Raw genomic sequence first — 18,558 nt, 5'->3', positions numbered from 1 at the left:
ATCCATATTGCGGGGCTGGCGGGGTGCGCAACCGAGGGTCCGGGATGGAGGATGGGTGGACCCCGGCATTGCAGCCGGGGTGACGAGTAGTGGGATGGGTCTGTCGCCCGTTACTCCGCCAGAGCAATGAATGCACATCCCCAGGTTTCCCCGCGCGGACAATCGCGCTAGGTCGCAGCCGCCATGGCCGAAGATCCCTCCGTCGCTCCCCAGCCCCAGACTGCGCCCCAGTCGAGCCGCAAGCTGAGCAACCTGCTCGTCGTGTGGAGCTTCACGCGCCGCTATCCGGTGCAACTCGTGGTCGCGATCCTGGCGCTGATCACCTCGGCGGTGGCGACGCTGTGGATTCCGCGCACCTTTCAGAAGGTGGTCGACAACGGCTTTTCGCAGGGCGGCGACATCAGCCGGATCGGTGTCTATTTCCAGGGCCTGCTGGCGGTCGTCGTGATCCTGGCGGTGGCGACGGCGGTGCGCTTCTATTTCGTATCGTGGCTGGGCGAGCGCACGGTGGCCGACATGCGCGCCGCGGTACATCGCAACCTGCTGCGCCTGCCCCCGCGCTGGTTCGAGGAGAACCGTCCTTCGGAGATCGCGTCGCGGCTGACATCGGACACCGCGATCGTCGAGCAGGTGGTGGGCAGCACCGTGTCGACCGCGCTGCGCAACCTGCTGATGGGCGTGGGCGGCATCATCTACCTGTTCGCGCTTTCGCCGCGGATCGCCACCTATCTGATCATCGGCATCCCGGTCATCGTGCTGCCGATCGTCTGGCTGGGCGGGCGCGTGCGGGCGCTGTCGCGGTCGAGCCAGGACCGGATCGCCGATATCGGCGCGATCGCGTCGGAGACGCTGGGCGCGATGCGCATCGTCCAGGCGTTCGGCCAGGAAAGGCGCGAGAGCGCCCGGTTCGATGCCGCGGTCGCGCGGGGCTTCGCCGCGGCCAAGCGCCGCTTCGCGCTGCGGGCGATCATGACCGCCTTGGTCATCGGGTTGCTGTTCACCGCGATCGTGCTGATCATGTGGGACGCGGTGTCGGGCGTGGCTGCGGGCCGCATCTCGGGCGGCGCGATCACCGCGTTCGTGATCACCGCCGGGCTGGTCACCGGATCGTTCGGCGCGCTGACCGAAGTCTATGGCGACCTGCTGCGCGCATCGGGCGCCGCGAGCCGGCTGGCCGAACTGCTGCAGGAGCAGCCCGAGATCGCGCCGCCGGCCAATCCGGTCGCCCTGCCCCAGCCGCCCCAGGGCGGAATCGCGTTCGAGTCCGTCACCTTCCGCTACCCGACCCGGCCCGAGGTCGCGGCGCTGCGCGACTTCACCCTGACGATTCAGCCGGGCGAGACGGTGGCCGTGGTCGGCCCTTCTGGCGCGGGCAAGTCGACATTGTTCCAGCTGGTTCAGCGCTTCTATGACCCCGAGAGCGGCGAGATCCGCGTCGACGGCGTGCCGGTGAAGCAGGCCGATCCGGCCGACATTCGCGGCCGCATGGCGATGGTGCCGCAGGAGACGGTGATCTTCGCCGCCAGCGCGCGCGACAATCTGCGCTACGGCGCCTGGGATGCCAGTGACGAGGCGATCTGGGCAGCGGCTGAGGCGGCGAACGCGGCGGAGTTCCTTCGCGAGCTGCCCGAGGGGCTCGACACCTTCCTCGGCGAAGGCGGTGCGCGGCTGTCGGGCGGGCAGCGTCAGCGGATCGCGATCGCCCGCGCACTGCTGCGCGATGCGCCCATCCTGTTGCTGGACGAGGCGACCAGCGCGCTGGACGCCGAAAGCGAGCGGCTGGTCCAGGATGCGCTGGAGCGGCTGATGCAGGATCGCACGACCCTGGTCATCGCCCACCGGCTGGCGACGGTGCGCGCGGCGGGCCGGATCGTGGTGATGGACGAGGGTCGCATCGTCGAGAGCGGTACGCATGCCGAGCTGGTCGCGCAGGGCGGCCTCTATGCCCGGCTGGCGGCGCTGCAGTTCAACGAGGCGGCCTGACCGCGCGTCGCGCCCGCCTGCTCGAAATCCTGTAGCCAATCCCGGCCGCGCATGGCACCACGTCCGCGGTTTTAGAAAATCCGGTATGCAACCGGAAGCGGGAGAGCGACATGGCCGAGTTCGACATCATCATCTATGGCGCGACCGGGTTCACTGGTCGGCTGGTCGCGGAATATCTGTCGCAGCATTATGCCGGTGGCAGCGTCCGCTGGGCGATGGCCAGCCGGTCGCTGACCAAGCTGGAGCAGGTGCGCGACGAGATCGGCGCGCCGGCGGACACGCCGCTGCTGACCGCCAATGCCGATGACGCTGCTGCCTTGAAGGCGATGGTGGCCCGGGCAGCGGTGGTGATCACCACGGTCGGCCCCTATCAGCTCTATGGCGAGCCGTTGCTGGCGGCGTGCGTCGAGACCGGCACCGGCTATGTCGATCTGTGCGGCGAGCCCAACTGGATGCACGACATGATCGCCAAATATGATGCCGCAGCGAAGGCGAGCGGCGCGCGGATCGTGTTTTCCTGCGGGTTCGACTCCATCCCGTTCGACCTGGGCGTCTGGGCGGCACAGCAGGCGGCGATCGCCCGCTTCGGCGGGCCGGCGCCGCGAGTGAAGGGCCGGGTTCGTTCGATGAAGGGCACCTTCTCGGGCGGCACCTTCGCCAGCGGCAAGGCGACGGCGATGGCGGCGGCGAAGAATCCGTCGGTGCTGAAGGTGATGATCGACCCGTTCGCGCTGACGCCGGGCTTCACCGGCCCCGCCCAGCCCAAGGGCATGCTGCCCGAATATGACGAGGCGGTCGGCGGCTGGGTCGCGCCGTTCATGATGGCGGTGATCAACACCAAGAATGTCCATCGCACCAATTTCCTGGCCGGCCACCCCTATGGCGCGGACTTTCGCTATGACGAGATGATGGTTGCCCCCGGCCTGGGCGATCTGGGCAAGGCGGCGGCCGAGGCGATCGCCAAGATGAATCCGATGAGCGCCGAGAAGGGCCCCGCCCCCGGCGAAGGGCCGTCCAAGGAAGAACGCGACACCGGCCATTACGACATCGCCTTCATCGCCGAGATGCCCGACGGCCGCCGTGTCATCACCAGCGTGAAGGGTGATCGCGATCCGGGCTATGGATCGACGAGCAAGATGATCGTCGAGGCAGCCTTGTGCCTGGTGCGCGACGTCGAGGGCGACAAGGGCGGCATCTGGACGGCGGGCGCGATCATGGCCGAGCCGCTGAAGGCGCGGCTGGAGGCCAATGCCGGGCTGACCTTCACGGTCGAGTAAGCCGACGGCTCAGCCGCGATAGAGGAAGGTGAGCGCCAGGGCCGAGGCGATGGCGGTGGCGATGACGATCGGCACCGCCCGCCGGCGGCGCCGGTCGACGTCGGCGCGGCACGCGGCAAGATCCACCCAGTAGCGCCGATGCCCCGCCTGCCGGACCAGTCCGCGCGCCAGCATCGCATCGAACTCGCGCCGGTAGAGCGGTGTCGTCGGCAGGTAAAAGACCGCCTCCTCCGCCTCGATCGCATGAAACGCCATGAAATGGCCGATGATGCGATACCGGACCCGTGCGACCAGCGCAACGATACTCAGGACCGGGGACGATCGCATTGCTGATCCTCTTCACGTAAGACTTTACTCGGGCGCGACGGATGCGCCACCTGCGCGCAAGGGAGGGTGATCGATGATCCGCACGCTGCTGGCAATCTTCGCGATGTTGCTATGGACCGGGACAGCGCGCGCGCAGCCGGTGGACGACCCCAACTACACCACCCAGAACCTGATCATCGTCAACGATGCCGGCGAGGTGCTGTTGCAGCGCAACTTCATGGGGTGGAGCACTCCGGGCGCACGCTATGACAAGCGACTGACGATCCAGGAGGGGCTGGCCGACCTCGCCCGCACCTATGGCGTCGAAATCGGCGAGGTGCGCCTGGCCGGGCTGTTCAGCTATCGCTACGGCTACACCCCGGCGATCTCGACCCGGTCGCACTATCGCGCCCAGTTGACCGGCGGTGCGGCGCGAGCGCCGGCGGGGTTCGACGAACTGCGCTGGTTCGCGCCCGATGCGGCGATCGCAGCGATCGCGTCGGACAGCCAGAAGTCGCCACCCGCGCTGGTCGAGCTGATGCGCCAGATGCTCGGCCGGCCGGAGACGATCTGGACGGGCGCCTTCTACATCTGGCAGGACGGCGAGTCGTATCGCAGCACGATACTGGAGCCGTTCGCACCGCTGGGCCAGACCCGGTGAGCGCGCTGCCATTGGCACTTGCGGCCGCGCTGGCCGCGGACGGCGCCTGCCTGGCGATCGAGCGCGGCGACCAGGGGACTCCGGTAGTCGCCGCGCGCGTGAACGGCGGCGAGCCGCTGTCCTTCATCCTCGATACCGGTTCGAGTGGCACGACCATCGACCCCGCCACCGCCGCGCGCCTGGCCTTGCCGCGCGACGCCGCAACCGAGACCGCCCAAGGCATGGGCGGCGAGATCACGGTGCGATATCATCAGGTTGCAAGCTTCGACGCAGGTCCGCTCAGCCTGCGGAATGTCGCCCTTCCCTCGATCGAGGCGCCCGACCTGACCAGCCACCGCATCGTCGGACTGGCCGGGACCGACCTGTTCGGCGACCGGCTGACATGGTGGACGCCGGGCAGCAGCTGCGTGAAGATCGCGCCGGGTGGCGGTCGCCCGGCGGGACGCGGCTGGCGCAGGGTCGCGGTGAACTGGGTCCAACCGTGGAAGATCATGCTGCCGATCCGGATCGGCAATGCCGATGGCTGGGCACTGCTCGACACCGGCGCACAATATACAACGCTGAACCCCGCCTTCGCCACTGCAGCAGGGATCGATCCGGCGAAGACGAGGCCGGCGGGTTCGATAGCGGGCATCGACGGCCGCGAGTTGCCGCTGAGCCAGGCGACCGTCGCCAATGTTCAAGTCGGTATGTGGCGCTGGACATCGGCGCCGGTTCGGGTCGGCGACCTGCTGGTGTTCGGCCGGCTGGCCATGGCGGGCGATCGGCTGGCGATCCTGGGCATGGACTGGCTGGAGGCGCGCGGTTTCGCCGTGGACTATCGGACGAGGACCGTCTGGCAGCACCGCGGCGAGGATGGAAAGGTGGTGGAATGATCCGGTTCCTTGCCTGGCTGGCGGCAGCGCTGCTGGCAACCGCACCCCAGGCCGCACCGGCACAGACGCTGGATGCGCGGCCGAGCATGGCGATCACATTCGACGACCTGCCCATGGCCGGCGCAGGCGATGTTCCGGTGGCCGATGCGCGCGCCGCCAATCGCGCGATCGTCCGGGCGCTGCGCCGGAAGCGGGTGCCCGCGACCGGATTCGTGACCGAGCAGAATGTGACCGAGCTTGGCGACGCTGGCCGACGGCTGGTGCGCGACTGGATCGCCGCGGGGCTGGACCTGGGCAATCACGGCGCGACCCATGCCGATATCAACGGGCTCGATATCGCCGCAATCCGCACCGAGATCGAAGCGGGCGAGCGGACGATCCGCCCGCTTGCCGAACGCTATCGCCGGCCGCTGCGCTTCTATCGCTTCGCCTATAATCATGTCGGCGACACCGAGGCGAAGCGGGTGGCGATCGAAGGAGTGCTTGCCGAGCGCGGTTATCGACTGGCGGCATCGACGATCGATACGTCGGACTATCTGTTCAACCGCGGTTATGTTCGCGCCGCCGCCGATCCGGCGCTGAGGGCGCGGATCGTCGGCGCCTATCTGGACCATAGCCGGGTGCAGATCCGCTATTATCAGGACCTTGGCCGCCAGGTGCTGGGCCATGCGCCGCCCGCGATCATGCTGCTCCATGTCTACGAGATCAACGCGGCGAGGCTGAACGACCTGATCGCACTGTTCCGCGCCGAAGGCTTCAGCTTCGTCTCGCTTGCCGACGCGCAGGCCGACCCCGCCTATGCCACCCCACCGCCGGTCGCGACGAAGTTCGGCCCGATGTGGGGCTATCGCTGGGCCCAGGCGTACGGCGTGCGCGTCGATGGCTCGAAGGAGCAGGAACCACCGGCGTGGATCGCCACCTATGGCGCGACGGGGACCCTGCCCCCGTCGCCGTGACGTCATAATCACGTCCGGACCGCCAGCGCGCGCTCCGGACGGTTCAGCCTTTAATAGCCGATATGGGTCTCGAACTTGCCGACGATCGAGGCCCAGAATTCCAGATTGTCGATGAACAACAGTCGCGACACGCCGCCATCGTCCAGGTCGATGTCCATCTGGATGATCGGATCGCCTTCCTTGTCGAGATGAGCGCGTCCGAACCGCTGGTTGCGGTTCCATTCATTGATCCGCTCGAGCGAGATCTTCTTGCTGAGATCATATCCGGCGTGGAGCTGCACGGTGGCGCAGGCCTTGTGATCGGTGCAGTTGTAGAAGAACACGAAGAAGCTGGTGCCGTCGATTTTAGCCGAGATCTTGGGATCGCCCAGATCGTCCTTGCCCAGCGTCGCGTCGGTATAGCCGCCGGCCTTCATCGCCGCGAGCACCGATTGCGGATCCTGCGCGCGCACCATCTGCGCGGCCGCCGGCAGCGCGGTGGTGGCGCCGGCGATCAGCGCCAGCGTCGCGATTGCGGTACGAATGCGGTTGGTCATCACCCCCCCCTTATCTGCACGGCACGTTAGCTAACCGAGCCAGCGGGGGATGCAAGGGCGAAGATCGGCCTGTCAGCCTAGAGGAGAAAGCAGGTTCTCCCCGTCAGGCTGCACGCGACCCCCTCAAGAGGCAAGATCCCTTCTCGAAGCCGATCACAACGGAGTTTCAGAATCCGAGACTGTCGATGCACAGACTTCTATGCGCACGTCAGTCGTCGATTTTCTTCGACGTCAGCAACCACAATTGGTTCCGCTCGCTGTCGCCGGGAAATCGAATTCAATTAAGCTAGCGGCATCAACGATATCCGAGATGCTTTTCGAACGCGCCGACCAGCCCTGCCCAGCCTCGGAATTTAGCGCTGAATCTCTCGGTTGAGATGCCGCCTCCACTCAAATCGATATCCATCTTGAGGACCAGATTCGCCTCATCGTCAAGATAAGCGCTCGCGAAGCGCCACATTTTGTTCCACTTATTAATCTTCTCCCAGCCTAGCCCATCCTTTCGAGCATATCCGGCGGCAAACTGAACCGTCTCGCAATCCTTGTTCGCGGTGCAGTTACGGAACGATATGGTAGTCACGACGACACCGTTGCGCTCGATCTTGATTATCGGCACGCCCGACTCGGTCTTGCCGAGAGTCGCCGAATTGCCTTCGGCCTTCACGACATCGAGGACAGATTGCGGACTGGCGGCGGTCACCATCTGCGCGGCAGCGGGAAGTGACCCCACCGAACCGACGACAAGCGTGATCGCAGCAAGTGCGGTACGAGTGGGATGTATCATCAGGCCCCCTAAATCTGCACGGTTCCGTAGCTAACGGTGGGTCGTAGATGCAAGTGAAACACGATTGGGATTCGGATCAGTCGCGATCACCATTTGCGCTGCAGCCCGCAGCGCGGCTGCCGACCGGGCGGCGGCGGTGCAACACGAAGCCGGCCCACTTAATGCCGTAGAATCTTCACTGAGCCGGTGCGACAGCGCGACGCCGACATGCACCGGCAAACCCGGTCATTGCCAGCGTTGCTCAGGAGGCCAGATACTTTTCGAATCCCGTAACGACCGCCGCCCAGAATTCCAGATGGTCGATGAAAAGCGCCTGCGACATGCCTCCGTCGTCCAGGTCGATATCCATCCGGATCACCGGATCCTTGTCCTTGTCGAGCGACGCCCTGCCGAAACGGCGCGTGTCGTTCCATTCGTTGATCTTCTCCAGCGGGATCGGGGCCTTTGCACGATAGGCGGTGTTCAACTGAATGGTCGCGCAATCCTTATTGTTCTTGCAGTTATAGAAGAATACCGCGAACTCCGTGTCGTTGAACTCCGCAGTGATCGTCGGATCGCCGCCCTTGTCGGTACCGAGAGTGGCGTCCGAATAGCCACCGGCCTTCATCGCCGCGAGCACCGATTGCGGATCCTGCGCGCGCACCATCTGCGCCGCCGCCGGCAGCGCGGTCGTGGCGCCGGCGATCAGCGCCAGTGTCGCGATTGCGGTACGAATGCGGTTAGTCATCAATCCCCCCTTATCTGCACGGCACGGTAGCTAACGCGGGCGCTGGAGGATGCAAGATCGAAGACGGCTGCCGAAGGCCCTGCCGATGTTCGGTCACGTTCCGGATCTGGCAGGCACGCGCCGATCTCAGCGCGCGAGGAACTCCTCGAACGTGGCGACCACAGTTTCCCAGAACTCCAGATTGTCGACGAACAGCGCCTGCGGCATGCCCCCGTCGTCCAGATCGAGGTCCATCCGGATCAGCGGATCATTTTCTTCGTCCAGCGCGGCCCTGCCGAAGCGTCGGGTGTTGTTCCACTCGTTGACCCGCTCGAGCGAGATCGGCTTTTCGGCCTTGTAGGTAGTATAGAACTGGACCGTCGCGCAGTCCTTGTTGTCGGTGCAATTGTAGAAGAACACGCCGAACTGCGTGTCGCGGGTCTTGGCGGTGATGTGCGGATCGCCGCCCTTGTCGGTGCTGAGCGTGGCATCGGCATAGCCACCCGCCTTCATCGCCGCGAGCACCGACTGGGGATCCTGGGCCCGCACCATCTGCGCCGCGGCGGGGCACGCCATGGATGCGCCGGCAATCATCGCCAGCACGGAGATTGCGGTACGAATGCGAACGGTCATCCAAGTCCTTTGATCTGCCTGTCGTCTCGGCTAACGGAGCGGTGCGTCAATGCAAGGAAACCCCGACGGTCGGACAGGCGCACGGGACGGGCCGGGCGATACCCGGCCCGTCCGGCAGGTCAGATCATCCGGCGCGTGCCCCATGCCTGGCGCACGACCGGGCCGGTGATGACGCGCGAGCCATAAGCGCGGGCGATCGTCGCGGTCTGATCGGAATTCATGTACACCACACGCGTTCCGGCCGGCGTCAGCGGCTCGATCGCGGTGATCGCGGCGCCCTTCTTGGCGGACATGGCGATGACTTCGGCAACGGTAGCCTTGATGTTCAGAGCACGGGACATGGATGTTCCTTTTCGGCAAAAAGCGAGAGCAGGCGGCGCTTGCGCGCGGGCGAGGAAGCTGGCGCGCGAAGCGAAACCGCCTCGACCGCGGGCGGGAGCGGCGACGCTCCGGAACTCTGGAATTTGGGAAGCACGCAATGCTCCAGCACGGAGCGAAAGCGGATGCATCTCTCAGTCGCGTCCTGCTCGTGGCGGAAATGACGCGATAGCCTTCATATAGGGTCGGGGCGCGATTTTACCAGCGCAACCTTCGATCCGAAGAAACCGGTCAGCGCCCCGACTGGAAGTCGGCGGCCGCATGCGACAGCGCGGCGCGCAGGGCCGCCTCGCCGCCGCTTTCGGTGAAGAAGATCGCCAAGGTGTCGCCGCGTGCGGCCGCAACCATCGGGGTGCGAATCTTGCTATTGTTGAAGAACTGCTTGTCGCCCAGCAGCGGGCGCGCCCGGGCCGCGGCGACGGCCGGGTCGGGATAGCGGATCACGAGCACCCCGGCATGACGGCGGATTCCGTCAGCGGGGGTGAAGCGGACATCCTGCCCGTGTTTCGACACCGCGCCGTTCAGCAGAGCGGGGTCGATCCGGGTGCGAAGCAGGCGATCTAGATCGAGCGGCGCATAATCTGTGGTCTCGAACCGGGCTGCGTCGCCGGTCAGGCCGTAATCGGCGACAATCCGCGCGCGCAGTTGTGCCTCGGGGGTCACCGCCTGCGCGTTGCCCTGCACCGGATGGGGCGGGGTGGTGCCGCCGGACAGCGTCACGCCGAGGGCGGCGGCACCGCCCAGGAGGCCGGCGGCGAGCAGGCCGACGCGAAGCGCCGGGATCATGGCAACGGCACCAGCGGCGGGCGCGCCGCGCGCTCATAGGTTATCGAGAGGAGACCGGACTTGGCGATCTGGTGCAATTGATCGTTGCGCTTCTTCCCGACGGCGCCGGAAAGCTGGATCAGCAGGTCGTTGAACCGCACGAAGCCACGTGGCCCCATCACCTCAATACAGCCGATCGAGGCGAACACCTCGGTGGCGTTGTCCGGACCGTCGTGGATCAGGAAGTTGCCATAGACCTGCCATCCGCCATTCTCCGGCGAGTTCGCGCTGTGCACCTCATAGGTTGGGATCCAAGTGCGAATGACATGGGTCTGCTGGTCGGCCAGGCCGACGACGCGGGCGGTCGCCCCGTCGGTGCACGAGACGCCGAAGCGCATCACCTCGAAGACATGCGACACGCGGCGTCCGCCCAGCGATCCGGTTACGCTCATATTGTAGGTGGGGACCTGGTAATCGCCGAGATATTTGCCCATCGGATAGGGGAACGTCCTCGCCGTTCCGACCGGCTTGCTGCCCACCTTCAATTCGACTTTGCGCAAGACCTTGCCTCCATCATGGCGAGCACCGGATTAACAGTGGAGCCAACCATCGGCGAGCGCGAGCGATCCCGTCCATCCGCTTCGACGCACGCTCAGCCCCAACCCCGCTGCCGCGCGCGGTCACGCATCGCGTCGATAAAGGCGCGGACCGCGGGCATGGCGGCGCGGCCGGCATCGTAGAGCAGGCTGACCGGAAGCGGCGGCGGGGCGTGATCGGCCAGGATGCGGACGAGGCGGCCGGCGACGATCGCGTCGGCACATTGATAGCTCAGCAGGTTGGCGATGCCGAGGCCGGCCTCTGCCGCGGCCAGCGTGGCGTCGATCGTGTTGACGGTCAGGCGAGGCGTGATGTCCCGTCCCTGCCCCCGCGGCCCGAACGGCCAGGTCGTGCCGGTGCGGACACCATTGCCGGCGATGCAGCGATGAGCGGCAAGCTCGTCCGGCACGGCCGGCGTGCCATGGGCGGCGAGATAGGCAGGGCTTGCGACGATCGCCTGGTCGACCGACCCGATCCGGGTCGTCCGCAGCGCGCTGTCGGCGAGCGGGCCGATCCGCACCGCGACGTCGATCCCCTCCTCTACGATTCGGACATTGCGGTCGATCAGCATCATCCGCGCTGTCAGCCCGTCATGCGCGCCAAGCAGCGCGTCGATCACCGGCAGCACGTGCAGCCGGCCGAACATGACCGGCGCGGTGACGTAGAGCTGCCCGCGTGGCTCCGAGCCCCCGCCCCGTGCGACCTGTTCGGCGTCACGCAGATCGGCAAGGATGGCGCGGGCGCGTTCGAGGAAGGCGGCGCCGTCATCGGTGATCGAGACTGCGCGGGTCGAGCGGTGGAACAGCGTGACGCCGAGATGGCGCTCGAGCGCGGCGACCGCGCGCGTCACAGCGGGCGGCGAGATGCCGAGCGCACGGGCGGCGGCGGCAAAGCCGCGATGTTCCGCCACCGCGACGAACGCGCCGATCATCTCGAACCGGTCCATTATTCCTCAATGCGAAATGGAACGGTTCAATCCTTGCCGATTATCATCGTCGCAGCAACGCATTAGCTTGGCCTGCATGGCGGCGACCTATCTCCACACCCTGTTCGGACCTGGCGCCCGCGCGTTGCAGGAGCTAGCGGGGTCCCGCGCCGCCTATGCGCGGATGGAGGCCGATGCGGACATCGACTGGCTGACCGATCGCGAGGTGGATTTCATCGCCGCGCGCGACAGCTTCTACATGGCCAGCGTCAGCGAGGATGGCTGGCCCTATGTCCAGCATCGCGGCGGCCCCGCCGGCTTCCTGCGGCGGATCGAGCGCAACCGGATCGGGTTCGCCGACTATCGCGGAAACAAGCAATATCTGTCGGCGGCGAACCTGGCGGCGGATGACCGCGTCGCGCTGCTCCTGATGGATTATGCCAACCGGCGCAGGCTGAAGCTGATCGGTCATGCCCGCAGCAGCGACGACCCCGCCGACATCGTGGCGCTGACGAGCCCGGACTATCCGGCGGAGGTCGAGCGCGCCTTTGTCATCGACGTGACCGGCTTCGACTGGAACTGCCCGCAGCATATCACCCCGCGCTTCACCGAAGCCGAGATACGGGAGGCCAGCCAGCCGCTGATCGACGAGATCGCCCGGCTTCGCGCGCGGATCGCAGAATTGGAAGGAGAGCCATCGTGACCAAGGCACTGACCCGCGGCGTACATCATGTCGGGCTGACCGTCCCCGACCTGGACGAGGCGCGCGGATTCTTCTGCGGTGTGCTGGGGTTCGACGAGGTGGGCGGCGTGCCCGACTATCCGTCAATCTTCGTTTCGGACGGCGCGATCCTGCTGACGCTGTGGCGGGCGGCAGATCCGGAGACGGCGCGCGGATTCGACCGGCGGGCCAATATCGGGCTGCATCACCTGTCGCTGGCAGTGGCCGACGATGCCGCGCTCGATACGGTTTGGGACAAGGTTCGGGCGCATCCCGGCGTGACGGTGGACGCGGCCCCCGGACCGATCCAAGTGGGATCCGCGACACGCCACTTCCTGGTCTTCATCCCCGGCGGGATCCGCATCGAGTTCGCGACGCCGTTCGCCTGACGGCCGCGATCAATAGCTCTGGGTCGATTCCTTCTTGCTCTTGATCGCGATGTCGTTGCCGCGAAGCTCGAATTCATAGGTGAACAGGTCGGTGCGCCCTTCCTGCGGCAGGGCGATGGTATAGGACATGCCGACGCCCGCCTTGATGCTGGTGATCCCACCGCCACCGATCGCGCTGTAATTGGCCTTTATATCGTCGAGGATCAGCTCGATCATGCAGGCGGAACGTTCGATCCGGGTAGTGCCGCACGGCTTCGAGGCCGACATGGTGCGTCCTTTCGATTGATCGCGCGCAGCGGTGCGCGCCTGGGGGTCGGGGGTGGCAAGGTCATTCGCGGGGGCGGCTGCATTCGATCCGGAGCAGCCGGCAAGCGCGCTGGTGGCGAGGACCGCTGCGGCGATGCCGATCCTGAGGGTCGTTCCGATGGACATGATCGTCACCTTCCGAACTGCAGGGTGGTAACCAGCTTGCCGGCCTCGAACTCGGCCGTGCTGCGCGGGTAGATGCGTTGCTTGGTCGCCTGGAACGGCTTCACGAATTTCGGCGCCGGATTGTAATAGGGCGAGCGCGCCTCACCCTTGGCGAATGCGTCCATCGCCTCGATCCAGGGCTTGGCATGGGCGACGTCCAACCGCATCCCCGAGCCCATCACGCTGTTCATGTCGGTGTCGGTAATGCCATAGCATGCGCTGGCATTCGTGTTGCCGCCGGGCGGGCAATGCGGCTTGCCGACATCGACATGCGGCAGGCCCAGCAGATGGCCGATCTCATGGACATGCGCGCGTTGCATCACGGTATTGCCCTTGCTGTCGCGCGCCTTGGGCACCGAATTGATGTCGCCGCTGTCGTACAGCGTCGAGTGCGATCCGAACCAGCTTTCGCTGGGATCCAGGCGAACCACGTCGATCACGTGATGATGCCGCCCGGCGGATGCGTCGCTCCCGAGAATCTCGAACTTGCAGTAGAAGTTGGGCAGGAAGATATGCTGGGCCAGCCGGACCGGGTAGAGGCCCCGATTGTTCGAGATCCAGAACTTGCCATGCCAGAACAACTGGGCGGAGCGGCAGAAGGTGAGCTTCCACGCCTGCCACGTCTGTGGCGTCCATTTCAGGATCGCGCGCGGCTGACCATTCGCGTCGCCATAGTCGTTATAGGTGCCCTTGGCAGCGCCGCCCGCCGGGTTGATCTGGCGAAATCCCAGCCGCAGCGTCAGCGTCAAGTCGGCATTGTTCTTGGAACTGCACCAGTCGGTATTCAAGGACGCGTCGAACTTCGGAAGATACAGCGTCTTCTTCATGCACCGGCTCCGCGAGGATTAGCACCAACCTGCGTCTGCCTGTCCTAATCCTTTGCGGGCGGCAACGGTTCCTCCGAAAAGGACAGCCGAACGCGCGGCGACCGGTGCGCGGTTTAGGGTCGAGCCGTTGCCGGCACCGGCTGGGAGATCGACGAATCGCCGCCGAGTGCGCGGTACAGAATTACGCGGTTCGACGCTTCGACCAGCTGAAGTTCCAGTCCGCTGCGCTGCGCCTGGTACAGCGAGCGTTGCGCGTCGAGTGTGTTGAGGAACGGCTCGATCCCGCCGCGATAGCGCGCCTCGGCCAGACGGTAGCTGTCGGCGGCCGCGGCGATGTTCGCGCTGGTCGCGCGACGCTGTTCGCCGATCGTGCCCTGGCGCGCCAGGCCGTCTGCCACTTCGCGGAAGGCGGACTGGACCGAGCGTTCATAGGTGGCGAGCAATGCGTCGCGCTGCGCCTCGCTGAGCGCGACCCCTGCCCGGCCCGCGCCGGCCTGGAAAATCGGATAGCTGGCGTTCGCGCCGGCCGACCAGTTGAACGCGCCGCCGGTGAACAGCGACGTCAGCGCATTGCTGGCGAAGCCGACCAGTCCGGTCAGGCTGATCCGCGGGAACAATGCGGCGCGCGCCGCACCGATATCGGCATTGGCAGCGCGCAGCTGATATTCGGCCTGGACGATGTCGGGCCGGCGCAACAGGATCGTCGAGTCCATGCCCGCCGGCACCAGCGCGATGGCCGGCGCGGCCTGATCCAGCGAGGCCGCGAGAAGCGCGGGATCGATCGGGCGACCGACCAGCAGTTGCAGAGCGTTGACATCCTGGGCCAGCTGCGTGCGCGTCTCCGCAATATCGGCCTGGGCGCTCGCGAGGATCTGCTCCGCCTGGCGAAGGTCTGACCGCGGTGCGATGCCGCCTTCGTAGCGCGCCCGCGTCAGCCGGACGCTGCGCTCGGCGCTGGCGGCGGTCTCCTGCGCCAGCTGAATCCGGCTGGCATCGGCCGCATAGGTCAGCCAAGCATCTGCAATATCTCCGACCAGCGTCAGCCGGGTGGCGCGCGCGGCGGCTTCGGTGGCGAAATAGCGGTTCTGCTCGGCCTCGGTCAGCGAGCGCAGACGGCCGAACAGGTCGAGCTCGAACGCGGTCACGCCGATATCGGTCGAGAAGCTGGTCCGCGTACCGCCGCCCTGCCCCGCCACGCCGCCGGCATTGCCCTGGCGCGCCGTGCCGCTGTCGGTCGCAGTGACCCCGGCGCTGGCATCGATCGCCGGGAATTGCTGGGCACGCTGGATGCGATATTGCGCGCGCGCCACCTGGATATTGGCGGCGGCGACGCGCAGGTCGCGATTGGTCTCCAGCCCCTGTTCGATCAGCGTCTGGAGCCGGGCGTCGCGAAACACGTCCCGCCAGGTCAGGCTGGGCAAGGTCGCCTCGGACTGGGCCAGATAGGCGTCGCCGACCGGCCAGGACTGCGGCACCGGCAGCGCCGGCGTCTCGTAGCGCGGCGCCATCGAACAGCCGGCAAGCAGCAGGGGGAGAATCAGCGCGCGCTTCATGCCGTTGCCTCCGGTGCGGCCGGATCGGCCTTCGCGTCGCGCTTGCGGCCGCGGATCTTGTTCAGCCCGTCACGGACCCCGCGGCGGACCAGCACGAAGAACAGCGGGATGTAGAATACCGCCAGGATCGTCGCCGTCAGCATGCCGCCGATCACTGCCGTGCCGATCGCGACGCGGCTGTTGGCGCCGGCACCGGTCGAGATGGCGAGCGGCAGCACGCCGAAGATGAAGGCGAGGCTGGTCATCAGGATCGGGCGGATGCGCAGCCGCGCCGCCTCGATCGCGGCGTCGATCACCCGCTTGCCCTGTTTCTCCGCCTGTTCGGCGAACTCGATCATCAGGATCGCGTTCTTCGCCGCCAGGCCCATCGTCGTCAGCAGGCCGATCTGGAGATACACGTCATTCTCCAGCCCGCGCAGCGTGACCGCGAACACCGCCCCGACCAGGCCGAGCGGGATGACCAGCAGCACCGCGACCGGGATCGACCAGCTTTCGTAGAGCGCCGCGAGGCACAGGAACACGACCAGCAGCGACAGGCCGTAGAGCAGCGGCGCCTGGCCCGAGGACAGGCGTTCCTGAAACGAAACGCCCGCCCAGGCGACGCTGGTCCCCGGGATCTGCGCGGCGAGCGCGGCGATGCGGTCCATTGCCTCGCCCGAGCTGACGCCCGATGCGGCCTGGCCCTGGATCTCGAAGGCGGGGATGCCGTTGAACCGGCCGAGCGTGGTCGGCGCGACCGACCAGCTGGTGCGGGCGAACGAGGTGAAGGGCGCCATATTGCCCTGCGATCCGCGCACGAACCATTCGCCCAGATTTTCCGGCGTCGCGCGATAGGGCGCATCGCCTTGGACGAAGACGCGCTTCACGCGACCGCGATCGATGAAGTCGTTGACGTAGCGTCCGCCCCAGGCGGTCGCGAGCGTGTTGTTGACGTCGTTCTGATTGAGCCCGAGCGCCGACAGCTTCTGCTGGTCGATATCGACCTGAAGCGTCGCTACGTCGGGCAGGTCGCTCAACCGGATTCCCGTCAGCATCGGGTCGGCATTGGCGGCGGCGATCAATTGGTCGCGTGCCTTGGCGAAATCCGCCTGGCTCATGCCGCTGGCGTTCTGGAACTCCATGGTGAAGCCGGTCGACTGGCCCAGGCCGCGAACGGCCGGCGGCAACAATACGAACACCTGCGCATCGCGGATGTTGCGGAACGCGGCGGTGGCGCGCGCCGCGATGGCATCGGCACTGTTTTCCTTGCCCTTGCGCTCCGACCAGTCGGCGAAGTTGAGGAAGCCCTGGCCGGTATTCTGGCCGGCCGCCCCGCCCCCGCCGCCGCCGGCGACGGTGAGGATGGTGGCTGCGTTGCGTCCCTCATATTGCTGGAAATAGCGCTCGATCTGCTCCTGCACCGCGATGGTACGCGGCTGGGTCGCGCCCGCGGGCAGGCGGAACTGGATCTGGGCCGCGCCCTGGTCCTCGACCGGCAGGAAGCTGGTGGGCAGGCGCAGGAACATCACGGCCAGGATCGCGACGACCGCCAGATAGATCAGAAGGAAGATCCATTTGCGATCGACGACATAGGCGATGCTGGCCGTATATCTGTCGACCCCGCGTTCGAATCCATCGTTGAACTTGGTCTTCGCCGTGTGTCCGAACCGGGCGACGCGCGGGAATCGACGCTTGAGCCAGCCGGGCCTCGCCTCATGCTCGCCTTCCGCATGCTTCGGCTTCAGCAAGGTCGCGGTCAGCGCGGGGCTGAGGATCAGCGCCACCAGCACCGACAGCACCATCGAGGCGACGATGGTCAGCGAGAACTGGCGATAGATCACGCCGGTCGATCCGCCGAAGAACGCCATCGGGATGAACACCGCCGACAGGACCACCGCGATCGCGACCAGCGCGACCTGGATCTCCTTCATCGACTGGATCGTCGCCTCACGCGGCGACATGCCCGGATTCTCTTCCATCAGCCGCTCGACATTCTCGACGACGACAATGGCGTCGTCGACCAGAAGGCCGATGGCGAGGACGAGTCCGAACAAGGTCAGCGTGTTGATCGAGAAGCCGGCGAGATAGAAGATCGCGAAGGTGCCGAGCAGCACCACCGGCACCGCGATCGCCGGGATCAGCGTCGCGCGCCAGCTTTGCAGGAACACGAACATCACGATCACGACCAGTACGATCGCCTCGAGCAGGGTCTTCACCACCTCGTCGATCGACAATCGAATGAAGTCGGTCGTGTCGTTGGCGTATGCGAATTTCATTCCCGGCGGGAAATTCTTCGCCAGCCGCTCGACTTCGGCCTTGACCAGGTCCGAGGTGCGCAGTGCGTCGGCGCCGGGCGCCAGGCTGATCGCCATGCCCGCGCCGGGATGGCCGTTGATGCGACTGGACGAGGTATAATTCTCCGCCCCCAATTCGACACGCGCGACGTCGGACAGACGGACGGTCGCGCCGTTCTGCTGCGTCTTCAGCACGATCGCCTTGAACTGGTCGGCGGTCTGCAACCGCGACTGGGCGGTCACGGTCGCGTTCAGCATCTGCTCGCGCGGCATGGGCTGACCGCCCAGTTCACCGGCAGCAACTTCGGTATTCTGGTTCTGGATCGCGGTGACGACGTCGCCCGGCATCAGCTGATAGCTGGCCAGCCGGTCCGGGTTCAGCCAGATGCGCATCGCATAGGGCGACCCGAACACGTTGACGTCGCCCACGCCCTCGATGCGCGACAGCGGGTCCTGGAGGTTCGAGGTCAGGTAATCGGCGACGTCGCGATTGGTCTTCTCGTCGGTCTCGTCATAGGTGCCGACGATCAGCAGGAAGTCGGGGTTCGACTTGGTGACGCGCAGCCCCTGTTGCTGGACCTGCTGCGGCAGGCGCGGGAGCGCCTGCTGGACTTGGTTCTGGACCTGGACCTGGGCGATGTCCGGATCGGTGCCGGTGGAGAAGGTGGCGGAGATCGTCACCTGCCCGCGCGAGCTGGAGCTCGAACTGAAATAGAGCAGCCCGTCGATACCGGTCAGCTGCTGTTCCAGCACCTGGGTCACCGAATTCTGCAGCGTTTCCGCCGACGCACCGGGGAAGGTGGCGCGGATATTGACCTGCGGCGGGGCGACGTTGGGATATTGCGCCTTGGGCAGCGCGAAGATCGCGCCGACGCCCGCCAGCATGGTGATGATCGCGATCACCCAGGCGAAGATCGGGCGATCGATGAAGATGCGGGACAT

At 66.3% G+C, this 18,558-nt stretch carries 20 protein-coding genes; 7 read left to right on the top strand and 13 right to left on the bottom strand.

All coding sequences use genetic code 11. From position 1 onward, the window contains the following. The first annotated feature begins 183 nt into the window (after window positions 1-183). Together ACZ1H8_RS16500 and ACZ1H8_RS16495 are read left to right on the top strand one after the other, a co-directional pair. Window positions 184-1,983: an ABC transporter transmembrane domain-containing protein gene (locus tag ACZ1H8_RS16500; RefSeq protein ID WP_465178272.1), complete on the top strand. Its 1,800-nt coding sequence runs from the start codon at window positions 184-186 to the stop codon at window positions 1,981-1,983. Between the two features lie 110 nt (window positions 1,984-2,093). Then, window positions 2,094-3,260: a saccharopine dehydrogenase family protein gene (locus tag ACZ1H8_RS16495; RefSeq protein ID WP_465178271.1), complete on the top strand. Its 1,167-nt coding sequence runs from the start codon at window positions 2,094-2,096 to the stop codon at window positions 3,258-3,260. A gap of 9 nt (window positions 3,261-3,269) precedes the next feature. On the opposite strand, the gene ACZ1H8_RS16490 is transcribed toward ACZ1H8_RS16495, so the two are convergent. Beyond that, a complete protein-coding gene (locus ACZ1H8_RS16490) occupies window positions 3,270-3,587 on the bottom strand; it encodes a hypothetical protein (RefSeq protein ID WP_465178270.1) in 318 nt (105 codons plus the stop codon). A gap of 73 nt (window positions 3,588-3,660) precedes the next feature. Between ACZ1H8_RS16490 and ACZ1H8_RS16485 the strand changes: the two genes are divergently transcribed. From ACZ1H8_RS16485 to ACZ1H8_RS16475, 3 genes are read left to right on the top strand one after another with little or no spacing between them, the layout of a single operon-like run. After that, on the top strand, window positions 3,661-4,227 hold the full coding sequence (locus tag ACZ1H8_RS16485) for an NUDIX hydrolase (protein WP_465178269.1): 567 nt from the start codon (window positions 3,661-3,663) through the stop codon (window positions 4,225-4,227). Between the two features lie 11 nt (window positions 4,228-4,238). Beyond that, window positions 4,239-5,102, top strand: a complete 864-nt coding sequence (locus ACZ1H8_RS16480) for a retroviral-like aspartic protease family protein (RefSeq protein WP_465178268.1) — start codon at window positions 4,239-4,241, stop codon at window positions 5,100-5,102. Further along, window positions 5,099-6,058, top strand: coding sequence for a polysaccharide deacetylase family protein (locus ACZ1H8_RS16475; RefSeq protein ID WP_465178267.1), 960 nt, complete (start codon window positions 5,099-5,101; stop codon window positions 6,056-6,058). The genes ACZ1H8_RS16480 and ACZ1H8_RS16475 overlap by 4 nt, the downstream gene beginning before the upstream one ends. 50 nt (window positions 6,059-6,108) lie before the next feature. Here ACZ1H8_RS16475 and ACZ1H8_RS16470 read toward each other — a convergent pair whose 3' ends face one another. The 8 genes from ACZ1H8_RS16470 to ACZ1H8_RS16435 form a co-directional block, all read right to left on the bottom strand. Then, on the bottom strand, window positions 6,109-6,594 hold the full coding sequence (locus tag ACZ1H8_RS16470) for a YbjN domain-containing protein (protein ID WP_465178266.1): 486 nt from the start codon (window positions 6,592-6,594) through the stop codon (window positions 6,109-6,111). A gap of 295 nt (window positions 6,595-6,889) precedes the next feature. Continuing rightward, entirely contained in the window at window positions 6,890-7,378 is a 489-nt protein-coding gene (locus tag ACZ1H8_RS16465; protein WP_465178265.1) for a YbjN domain-containing protein, read from the bottom strand. A 241-nt stretch (window positions 7,379-7,619) separates the two neighbouring features. Continuing rightward, the gene (locus ACZ1H8_RS16460) at window positions 7,620-8,105 is read right to left on the bottom strand and encodes a YbjN domain-containing protein (protein ID WP_465178264.1); all 486 of its coding nucleotides are present in this window, start codon (window positions 8,103-8,105) and stop codon (window positions 7,620-7,622) included. Between the two features lie 126 nt (window positions 8,106-8,231). Further along, window positions 8,232-8,717 carry a YbjN domain-containing protein gene (locus tag ACZ1H8_RS16455; protein WP_465178263.1) on the bottom strand — a complete coding sequence of 162 codons (486 nt, stop codon included), beginning with the start codon at window positions 8,715-8,717 and terminating at the stop codon, window positions 8,232-8,234. Window positions 8,718-8,836: 119 nt separating this feature from the next. Next, the gene (locus ACZ1H8_RS16450; protein ID WP_465178262.1) at window positions 8,837-9,058 is read right to left on the bottom strand and encodes a hypothetical protein; all 222 of its coding nucleotides are present in this window, start codon (window positions 9,056-9,058) and stop codon (window positions 8,837-8,839) included. 268 nt (window positions 9,059-9,326) lie between these two features. After that, window positions 9,327-9,881 carry a hypothetical protein gene (locus ACZ1H8_RS16445; RefSeq protein WP_465178261.1) on the bottom strand — a complete coding sequence of 185 codons (555 nt, stop codon included), beginning with the start codon at window positions 9,879-9,881 and terminating at the stop codon, window positions 9,327-9,329. Then, window positions 9,878-10,420 carry a hypothetical protein gene (locus tag ACZ1H8_RS16440; RefSeq protein ID WP_465178260.1) on the bottom strand — a complete coding sequence of 181 codons (543 nt, stop codon included), beginning with the start codon at window positions 10,418-10,420 and terminating at the stop codon, window positions 9,878-9,880. Before ACZ1H8_RS16440 ends, ACZ1H8_RS16445 begins: the two co-directional genes overlap by 4 nt. 92 nt (window positions 10,421-10,512) lie before the next feature. Beyond that, window positions 10,513-11,403, bottom strand: coding sequence for a LysR family transcriptional regulator (locus ACZ1H8_RS16435; protein ID WP_465178259.1), 891 nt, complete (start codon window positions 11,401-11,403; stop codon window positions 10,513-10,515). A 76-nt stretch (window positions 11,404-11,479) separates the two neighbouring features. Here ACZ1H8_RS16435 and ACZ1H8_RS16430 point away from each other — a divergent pair, with 76 nt between their 5' ends. Together ACZ1H8_RS16430 and ACZ1H8_RS16425 are read left to right on the top strand one after the other, a co-directional pair. After that, complete coding sequence (locus ACZ1H8_RS16430; RefSeq protein WP_465178258.1) at window positions 11,480-12,085, top strand: pyridoxamine 5'-phosphate oxidase family protein; 606 nt, start codon at window positions 11,480-11,482, stop codon at window positions 12,083-12,085. Further along, complete coding sequence (locus ACZ1H8_RS16425; RefSeq protein WP_465178257.1) at window positions 12,082-12,492, top strand: VOC family protein; 411 nt, start codon at window positions 12,082-12,084, stop codon at window positions 12,490-12,492. Before ACZ1H8_RS16430 ends, ACZ1H8_RS16425 begins: the two co-directional genes overlap by 4 nt. Window positions 12,493-12,501: 9 nt before the next feature. On the opposite strand, the gene ACZ1H8_RS16420 is transcribed toward ACZ1H8_RS16425, so the two are convergent. From ACZ1H8_RS16420 to ACZ1H8_RS16405, 4 genes are all read right to left on the bottom strand, one after another. Next, entirely contained in the window at window positions 12,502-12,924 is a 423-nt protein-coding gene (locus tag ACZ1H8_RS16420; RefSeq protein WP_465178255.1) for a hypothetical protein, read from the bottom strand. Window positions 12,925-12,929: 5 nt separating this feature from the next. Next, window positions 12,930-13,790 (bottom strand): hypothetical protein, encoded by an 861-nt coding sequence (locus ACZ1H8_RS16415; RefSeq protein ID WP_465178254.1) that lies wholly within the window; start codon window positions 13,788-13,790, stop codon window positions 12,930-12,932. Between the two features lie 113 nt (window positions 13,791-13,903). Next, window positions 13,904-15,343: an efflux transporter outer membrane subunit gene (locus tag ACZ1H8_RS16410; RefSeq protein WP_465178253.1), complete on the bottom strand. Its 1,440-nt coding sequence runs from the start codon at window positions 15,341-15,343 to the stop codon at window positions 13,904-13,906. Further along, window positions 15,340-18,558: a multidrug efflux RND transporter permease subunit gene (locus ACZ1H8_RS16405; protein WP_465178252.1), complete on the bottom strand. Its 3,219-nt coding sequence runs from the start codon at window positions 18,556-18,558 to the stop codon at window positions 15,340-15,342. Before ACZ1H8_RS16405 ends, ACZ1H8_RS16410 begins: the two co-directional genes overlap by 4 nt.

This window comes from Sphingomonas sp. BL-S-25, from assembly GCF_055521555.1.
The sequence above is the reverse complement of the archived record's forward strand: the minus strand, read 5'-3'. Positions and strand labels throughout refer to the sequence as shown.

Bases quoted from the DNA above. Each gene is read 5' to 3' on its own strand.
- ACZ1H8_RS16500 (WP_465178272.1), top strand. From the start codon at position 184: ATGGCCGAAGATCCCTCCGTCGCTCCCCAGCCCCAGACTGCGCCCCAG.
- ACZ1H8_RS16495 (WP_465178271.1), top strand. From the start codon at position 2,094: ATGGCCGAGTTCGACATCATCATCTATGGCGCGACCGGGTTCACTGGT.
- ACZ1H8_RS16490 (WP_465178270.1), bottom strand. From the start codon at position 3,587: ATGCGATCGTCCCCGGTCCTGAGTATCGTTGCGCTGGTCGCACGGGTC.
- ACZ1H8_RS16485 (WP_465178269.1), top strand. From the start codon at position 3,661: ATGATCCGCACGCTGCTGGCAATCTTCGCGATGTTGCTATGGACCGGG.
- ACZ1H8_RS16475 (WP_465178267.1), top strand. From the start codon at position 5,099: ATGATCCGGTTCCTTGCCTGGCTGGCGGCAGCGCTGCTGGCAACCGCA.
- ACZ1H8_RS16470 (WP_465178266.1), bottom strand. From the start codon at position 6,594: ATGACCAACCGCATTCGTACCGCAATCGCGACGCTGGCGCTGATCGCC.
- ACZ1H8_RS16465 (WP_465178265.1), bottom strand. From the start codon at position 7,378: ATGATACATCCCACTCGTACCGCACTTGCTGCGATCACGCTTGTCGTC.
- ACZ1H8_RS16460 (WP_465178264.1), bottom strand. From the start codon at position 8,105: ATGACTAACCGCATTCGTACCGCAATCGCGACACTGGCGCTGATCGCC.
- ACZ1H8_RS16455 (WP_465178263.1), bottom strand. From the start codon at position 8,717: ATGACCGTTCGCATTCGTACCGCAATCTCCGTGCTGGCGATGATTGCC.
- ACZ1H8_RS16450 (WP_465178262.1), bottom strand. From the start codon at position 9,058: ATGTCCCGTGCTCTGAACATCAAGGCTACCGTTGCCGAAGTCATCGCC.
- ACZ1H8_RS16445 (WP_465178261.1), bottom strand. From the start codon at position 9,881: ATGATCCCGGCGCTTCGCGTCGGCCTGCTCGCCGCCGGCCTCCTGGGC.
- ACZ1H8_RS16435 (WP_465178259.1), bottom strand. From the start codon at position 11,403: ATGGACCGGTTCGAGATGATCGGCGCGTTCGTCGCGGTGGCGGAACAT.
- ACZ1H8_RS16430 (WP_465178258.1), top strand. From the start codon at position 11,480: ATGGCGGCGACCTATCTCCACACCCTGTTCGGACCTGGCGCCCGCGCG.
- ACZ1H8_RS16420 (WP_465178255.1), bottom strand. From the start codon at position 12,924: ATGTCCATCGGAACGACCCTCAGGATCGGCATCGCCGCAGCGGTCCTC.
- ACZ1H8_RS16415 (WP_465178254.1), bottom strand. From the start codon at position 13,790: ATGAAGAAGACGCTGTATCTTCCGAAGTTCGACGCGTCCTTGAATACC.
- ACZ1H8_RS16410 (WP_465178253.1), bottom strand. From the start codon at position 15,343: ATGAAGCGCGCGCTGATTCTCCCCCTGCTGCTTGCCGGCTGTTCGATG.
- ACZ1H8_RS16405 (WP_465178252.1), bottom strand. From the start codon at position 18,558: ATGTCCCGCATCTTCATCGATCGCCCGATCTTCGCCTGGGTGATCGCG.